Source organism: Kineococcus indalonis, assembly GCF_009906395.1.
In the GTDB taxonomy this organism is placed as follows: domain Bacteria; phylum Actinomycetota; class Actinomycetes; order Actinomycetales; family Kineococcaceae; genus Kineococcus; species Kineococcus indalonis.
Genome location: NZ_JAAALM010000219.1, coordinates 1 through 6,250 on the forward strand (window position 1 = coordinate 1; position 6,250 = coordinate 6,250).

7 protein-coding genes are annotated in these 6,250 nt (G+C 78.9%); 3 read left to right on the plus strand and 4 right to left on the minus strand.

The features are described from left to right. Positions 1 to 108: 108 nt before the first annotated feature. The 3 genes from GTR00_RS11810 to GTR00_RS11820 are packed head-to-tail and all read right to left on the minus strand — an operon-like array spanning position 109 to position 3,222. Positions 109 to 1,134, minus strand: a complete 1,026-nt coding sequence (locus GTR00_RS11810; protein ID WP_166611827.1) for a polyprenyl synthetase family protein — start codon at positions 1,132 to 1,134, stop codon at positions 109 to 111. 25 nt (positions 1,135 to 1,159) lie between these two features. Continuing rightward, a complete protein-coding gene (locus GTR00_RS11815) occupies positions 1,160 to 2,521 on the minus strand; it encodes a geranylgeranyl reductase family protein (protein ID WP_166611822.1) in 1,362 nt (453 codons plus the stop codon). Between the two features lie 47 nt (positions 2,522 to 2,568). Further along, a complete protein-coding gene (locus tag GTR00_RS11820) occupies positions 2,569 to 3,222 on the minus strand; it encodes a demethylmenaquinone methyltransferase (RefSeq protein ID WP_205705617.1) in 654 nt (217 codons plus the stop codon). A gap of 45 nt (positions 3,223 to 3,267) precedes the next feature. On the opposite strand from GTR00_RS11820, the gene dhaK reads away from it, so the two are divergent. The 3 genes from dhaK to dhaM are packed head-to-tail and all read left to right on the plus strand — an operon-like array spanning position 3,268 to position 5,320. Further along, positions 3,268 to 4,218, plus strand: a complete 951-nt coding sequence (dhaK, locus tag GTR00_RS11825; RefSeq protein WP_323132424.1) for a dihydroxyacetone kinase subunit DhaK — start codon at positions 3,268 to 3,270, stop codon at positions 4,216 to 4,218. Continuing rightward, positions 4,206 to 4,919: a dihydroxyacetone kinase subunit DhaL gene (gene dhaL, locus GTR00_RS11830; protein ID WP_407659681.1), complete on the plus strand. Its 714-nt coding sequence runs from the start codon at positions 4,206 to 4,208 to the stop codon at positions 4,917 to 4,919. The genes dhaK and dhaL overlap by 13 nt, the downstream gene beginning before the upstream one ends. Continuing rightward, entirely contained in the window at positions 4,916 to 5,320 is a 405-nt protein-coding gene (gene dhaM / locus GTR00_RS11835) for a dihydroxyacetone kinase phosphoryl donor subunit DhaM (protein ID WP_166611826.1), read from the plus strand. The genes dhaL and dhaM overlap by 4 nt, the downstream gene beginning before the upstream one ends. Positions 5,321 to 5,327: 7 nt before the next feature. Here dhaM and GTR00_RS11840 read toward each other — a convergent pair. Next, a partial coding sequence (locus GTR00_RS11840; RefSeq protein WP_240899924.1) for a thiamine pyrophosphate-dependent enzyme occupies positions 5,328 to 6,250 on the minus strand: 923 nt, incomplete at its 5' end.

The following is a 6,250-nucleotide window of genomic DNA, read 5'->3' on the forward strand; positions in this document are numbered from 1 at the left end:
CGCGGGCCCCGCACCGGGCCGGGTCCACCCGTCCGGCCCCGCGGCGGGCACGGCCCGCGAGGGGTCGTCACGGGGCGGGCGCCGGCGCGAGCGCGCCGCGCGGCCCGCTCAGCCCACGCGGTCGGCGACCGTGCCCGCGTAGGTCTCCAGCGCCCGGCGCGCCGGGCCGTCGGGCAGGTCCACCAGGTGCGTGGTGGCGCGCTCGGCCCACTCGCGGGCCGTGGCCCGCGCCGCGCGCGTCACCGGGTGCGCGCGCAGCGCCTCCACGGCCTGCGCCAGCACGTCGTCGTCGCCGAGGCGGCCGGAGTCCAGCAGCGCCACCACGCGCGCGGCCTGAGCGTCGCCCTCGGCGGCGGCGCGGCGCGCCAGCAGCACCGGCAGGGTGGGCACCCCCTCGCGCAGGTCCGTGCCCGGCCGCTTGCCCGAGTCGCCCACGTCGCTGGTCAGGTCCAGCACGTCGTCGGCGAGCTGGAACGCCACGCCCACGTCCTCGCCGTAGGCCACCATCGCGCGCACCACCCCCGGCGCCGCGCCGGAGAACTGCGCGCCGAAGCGGCCGGCCGTGGCGATCAGCGAGGCCGTCTTGTCGCTGAGCACGTCCAGGTAGTGCGCCACCGCGTCCTCGCCCGGGCGCGGACCCACCGTCTCGTGCAGCTGGCCCAGGCACAGCCGCTCGAACGTGGCCGCCTGCACCTTCACCGCCTCCGGGCCCAGGCCCGCGACGACGTTGGAGGCGCGCGCGAAGAGCAGGTCGCCGGTGAGGATGGCGACGTTGTTGCCCCACACGTGCTGCGCGGCCGGCGCCCCGCGCCGCGTGGGCGCGGAGTCCATGACGTCGTCGTGGTAGAGCGAGGCCAGGTGCGTCAGCTCCACCACCACGGCGGCGTCCACCACCTCCGGGCGCGAGGGGTCGCCGAAGCGCGCCCCCAGCAGCGTCAGCATCGGGCGCACCCGCTTGCCGCCGGCCTCCACCAGGTGCCGGGAGGCGGCGTCGGCCAGCGGGTCGGCGTTGCCCACCGCCTCGCGCAGGCGCTCCTCCACCAGCTCCAGCCCGTCGCGCAGGGCGGAGCCCAGCTCCGGGTCGGCCGTCGGCAGACCACCGCCCGCGCTGCCCGTGCTCGTCCTGGTGCCCATCACGTCGCTCCTCACGCGTCGCTCCTCACGTGGCGGGAGCCAGCCGCTGCAGCGCCACGACCACGCGGTCGGTGGCGTCCTTCGAGGCGGGGTCGGCGAGGTTGGCCAGCAGCTTGACCACCAGCTTCATGAGCCCTGGCCGCGGCAGCCCGAAGCGCGTGGCCACGCGCATCACCTCGGGGTGGCCGATGAGCGAGACGAACACGCGCCCCAGCGTGTAGTACCCGCCCAGCTCCGCGCGAACCGCCGCCGGGTAGCCGTGCAGCGCGCGCTCGCGGGCGCGCGCGTCCGGCGCGTCCAGCGCGGCGTCCACGACCTCCGCGGCCAGCCGCGCCGACTGCATCGCGTACGCGATGCCCTCCCCGTTGAAGGGGTTGACCATGCCGCCCGCGTCGCCCACCAGCAGCAGGCCGCGCGTGTAGTGCGGCGTGCGGTTGAACGCCATCGGCAGCGCCGCCCCGCGCACCTCCCCGACCTGGTGCTCGGGGTCGAAGCGCCACTCCGGCGGCATCGAGGCCAGCCAGCGGCGCAGCAGGTCGCGGTAGTCCACGTCGCCGGAGCCGGCGTCGGCCTTGAGCACGCCCAGGCCGACGTTGCTCGTGCCGTCGCCCACCCCGAAGACCCAGCCGTAGCCGGGCAGCAGCTCGTGCGGGCGCGCGCCGGGCTCGCGCAGCTCCAGCCAGCTCTCCAGCCAGTCGTCGTCGTGGCGGGGGCTGCGGAAGTAGGTGCGCACCGCCACGCCCAGCGGGCGGTCCTCGCGCCGCTGCAGGCCCATCGACAGCGCCAGCCGGCTGCCCACGCCGTCGGCGGCGACCACCACGGGGGCGCGCAGGACGCGCTCCTCGCCGGCGCGCCGGCCGCGCTCGTCCACCGGCCGCGCCCGCACGCCCACCACGTGCCCGGTGCGCTCGTCCACCACGGGCGCGGTCACCGAGGTGCGCTCCAGCACGTTCGCGCCGCCGGCGCGGGCGTGCTCGGCCAGCGCCTGGTCGAAGCGGGAGCGGGTGTGCACCAGCCCGTGGGAGGGGAAGTCGCCCAGCTCCGGCCACGGCACCTGCAGGCGCACCCCGCCGCCGAGCAGCCGCAGGCCGCGGTTGCGCACCCAGCCGTCCTCGCGGGGGGTGGGCAGCCCCAGCAGCTCCACCTCGCGGCTGGCGCGCGGGGTCAGGCCGTCGCCGCAGACCTTCTCGCGCGGGAAGGCGCCCTTCTCCAGCACCAGCACGCGCCGGCCGGCCGCGGCCAGGTACCGGGCCAGCGTGGAGCCCGCCGGGCCGGCGCCCACCACGAGGACGTCGGCGTCCGGGGCCGCTGCCCCGTCCGCACCCGCCCGCGGGGCGGCGCTGGGTGCGCCGCCGGTCTCGACCGCCACCTGGTCCTCCGTCGTCATCGCTCGTGAAATCCTTCACGAGCCCCGTCGAGTGTAGTTCGGCGCGCTCAGCCGCCCGCGCGCACGGCCCGGTGCAGCGCCACGACGCCCGCCGACAGGTCCTGCCACTGCACGTGCTCCCAGCCGGCCGCGCCGATGCGCCCGGCGAGGGCGCGCTGGTCCGGCCAGGCGTCGATGGACTCCATCAGGTAGCCGTACGCCTCGCCGTGGGAGCTGACCAGCCTGGCCACCCGCGGCAGCCCGTGGTGCAGGTAGGCGCCGTAGGCCCTGCGCAGCAGCCGGTTGGGCGGGGTGGAGAACTCGCACACCACCAGCCGCCCGCCCGGGCGCACCACGCGCGCCATCTCGCCCAGCGCGCGGTCGACGTCCACGACGTTGCGCAGGCCGAAGGAGATCGTCACCGCGTCGAAGGCGCCGTCGGTGAAGGGCAGGCGCGTGGCGTCGCCCGCCGTGAAGGGCAGGTCCGGGCGGCGCGACTTGCCGGTGCGCAGCATCCCCAGGGAGAAGTCGCACGGCACCACCCGCACGCCGCGGTCGGCGAACGGCTCGCTGGAGGTGCCCGTGCCCGCCGCCAGGTCCAGCACCAGCTCGCCCGGCCGGGCGTCCACCGCGCGCACCACCGCGCGCCGCCACAGCCGGTCCTGACCGGCCGAGAGCACGTCGTTGGTGACGTCGTAGCGCTGCGCGACGTCGTCGAACATCGCCGAGACCTGCCTCGGGCGCTTCGTCAGGTCGGCCAGCTCGGGGTGCGCGGCCTGGCCGCCGCCCACCCCGAGCTGGCCGTCGACGTCGAGGCCCGGGTCGTCTCCCGCGCCGGCGGCACGCGCCCGGGCAAGGTGGGGCTGGTCTCCGGCGGCGGCTCCGGCCACGAGCCGCTGCACGCCGGGTTCGTCGGGCACGGCATGCTCGACGCGGCCGCCTGCGGGGCGGTGTTCACCTCCCCCGTGCCCGACCAGGTGCTGGCCGCCACCCGCGCCGCCTCCGGCGGGGCCGGGGTGCTGCACGTGGTGAAGAACTACACCGGCGACGTGCTGAACTTCCGGATGGCCGCCGAGCTGGCCGACGACGACGACGTGGAGGTCGCCACCGTCCTCGTCGACGACGACGTGGCCGTCACCGACAGCACCTACACGGCGGGCCGGCGCGGCACGGGCGCCACCCTGTTCGTGGAGAAGGTCGTCGGCGCCGCCGCCGAGGAGGACCTGGCGCTGGCGGAGCTGGCCGCGCTGGGCCGGGAGGTCGTGGAGCGCTCGCGCAGCTTCGGCGTGGCCCTCAGCCCGTGCACCACCCCCGGCTCCGACAAGCCCGGCTTCGACCTGCCGGCGGGCGAGATGGAGCTGGGCATCGGCATCCACGGCGAGCCGGGCCGCGAGCGGGTGCCGCTGGCCACCTCCCGGGAGATCGCCGCGATCGCCGTGGGCGCCATCGCCGACGACGCGCCCGTGGGCGGCGAGGAGCTGCTCGTGCTCGTCAACGGCGCGGGCGGCACGCCGCTGCTGGAGCTGCAGGTGCTGGCCGGGGACGTGCACGCCGAGCTGCAGGGCCGCGGGGCGCGGGTGGTGCGCATGCTCGTGGGCAACCACGTCACCAGCCTGGAGATGGCCGGGGCGATGGTCAGCGTGTGCCGCCTGGACGAGCGCCTGCTGCGGCTGTGGGACGCGCCGGTGGCCACGCCCGCGCTGCGCTGGGGGCGGTGAGCGCGGTGGCGCGCGAGGCGCTGGACGCCGCGGCGGCGCGGGAGTGGCTGCGCGGCTTCGCCGCCGCCGTCGCCGAGCGCTCCGGGGAGCTGACCGACCTGGACCGCCCCGTCGGCGACTCCGACCACGGCGTGAACCTGCGCCGCGGCACGGAGGCGGTGCTCGCCGCCCTGGACGCCGACGGCGCGGGCGGCGCGGGCGGCGCGGACGGCACGCCCGGGCAGGTGCTGGGCGCGGCCGGGCGCACCCTGGTCAGCACCGTCGGCGGGGCCAGCGGGCCGCTGTTCGGCACCGCGCTGCGCCGCGCCGGCAAGGCGCTGGGCGAGGTGCCCGCCGCGGACGCCGCGCAGGTGGCCGCGGCGCTGCGCGCGGCGCTGGAGGGCGTGGTGCGCCTGGGGGAGGCGCGGGTGGGGGACGCCACCATGGTCGACGCCCTGGACCCGGCGGTCGCCGCCTTCGAGCGCGCCGCGCAGGAGGGCGCGCCGCTGCCGCGCGCGGCGCGGGCCGCCGCCGGCGCCGCGGCCGAGGGGGCGGCCTCCACCGTGCCGCTGGTGGCGCGCAAGGGCCGCGCCAGCTACCTGGGCCCGCGCAGCCGGGGCCACCTGGACCCCGGGGCGCGCTCGGTGGAGCTGCTGCTGACCGCGCTGGCCGACGCGCTCGGGGCCGACGCGCTGGACGCCCGGGCCGGGGAGGGCGCGTGAGCGCCCCGGTGCGGCTGGTCCTGCTCTCCCACAGCGCCGCCGCCGCGGCCGGCGTGGCCGAGCTGGCCGCCCAGGTGGCCGGCGGCGCGCAGCGGGTGCGCGCGGTGGGCGGCACCGCCGACGGCGGCCTGGGCACCAGCGCCGACGCCCTGGAGGAGGCCTGCCGGGCGGCGCTGGACGAGGGCGCCGACGTCGCGGTGCTCGTCGACCTCGGCAGCGCGGTGCTCACCGCGAAGGCGTGGCTGGCCGAGCTGGAGGACGAGGAGCTGGCCCGGGTGCGGCTGGTGGACGCGCCGTTCCTGGAGGGGGCGGTGGCCGCGGCCGTGACGGCCTCCACGGGCGCGGCGCTGGCCGAGGTCGTCGCCCAGGCGGAGGTGGCCCGGGGCCTGCGCAAGCTCTGAGGGGCCCTCAGCCGGCGGCGACCGCCGCCCGCACCGCCGCGGCGATGCGCTGCGCCCGCGGCGCGACCTGCTCGCGCGGCACCCGCAGCTCCACCACCCGCAGCCCCGCCGGGCGCGCCGCGATCGCCGCGGCCGCCGCCGCGGGCGTGCCCGGGCGCTCGTGCGCCACGCCCGACGCCGCGCACAGCGCCGCCACGTCCACCCCGTGCGGGGTGGCCACCACCCGCTCGAACGTGCTGCGCCGCACCGCCCCGGCGTGCTCCAGCGTCTCGAAGATGCCGCCGCCGTCGTCGTTGACGAGCACCACCGTCAGGTCCGGGCGCTCCTCGCCCAGCACCGGCAGCAGCGCGTTGGCGTCGTGCAGGAACGCCAGGTCCCCCACGAGCAGGCGCGCGCCGCCCCCGCGGGCCAGCGCCACCCCCGAGGCCGTGGCCAGGGTGCCGTCGATGCCGGCCAGGCCCCGGTTGGACACCGTGGGCACCCCCGCCGGGCGGGTGGCCACGTCCGCGTCGCGCACCGGGTTGCTGGCGGCCACCACGAACGCCGAGCCGTCCGCGGCGCAGGCGGCGACCGCCGCGCGCGCCGCCCACGGCCCGCTGAGCACCCCCGCGGCCGCCTCGGCGTCCAGCACGGCGTCGACCGCGTCGGCGGCCAGCTTGCCGGCCCGCGCCCACCGGGCGGCGAACTCCAGCTCCCGCTCCCCCGGCGGGCCCGCCACCGCCGCCGCCGGCAGCACCTGCGCGGCGCGGAAGCCCGCGTCCGGCCAGCGGCCCGAGCCGCTGACCACGACGAGCTCGACGTCGTCGCGCGCCAGCAGCCGCGTCACCGGCCGCGACAGGGTGGGGTGGCCGAGGACGACGACGCGCTCGGCGGCGTCCAGCGCCCCCTCGGCGTCGGCGGCGCCCAGCAGCAGCCGGTAGGGGCCCACGG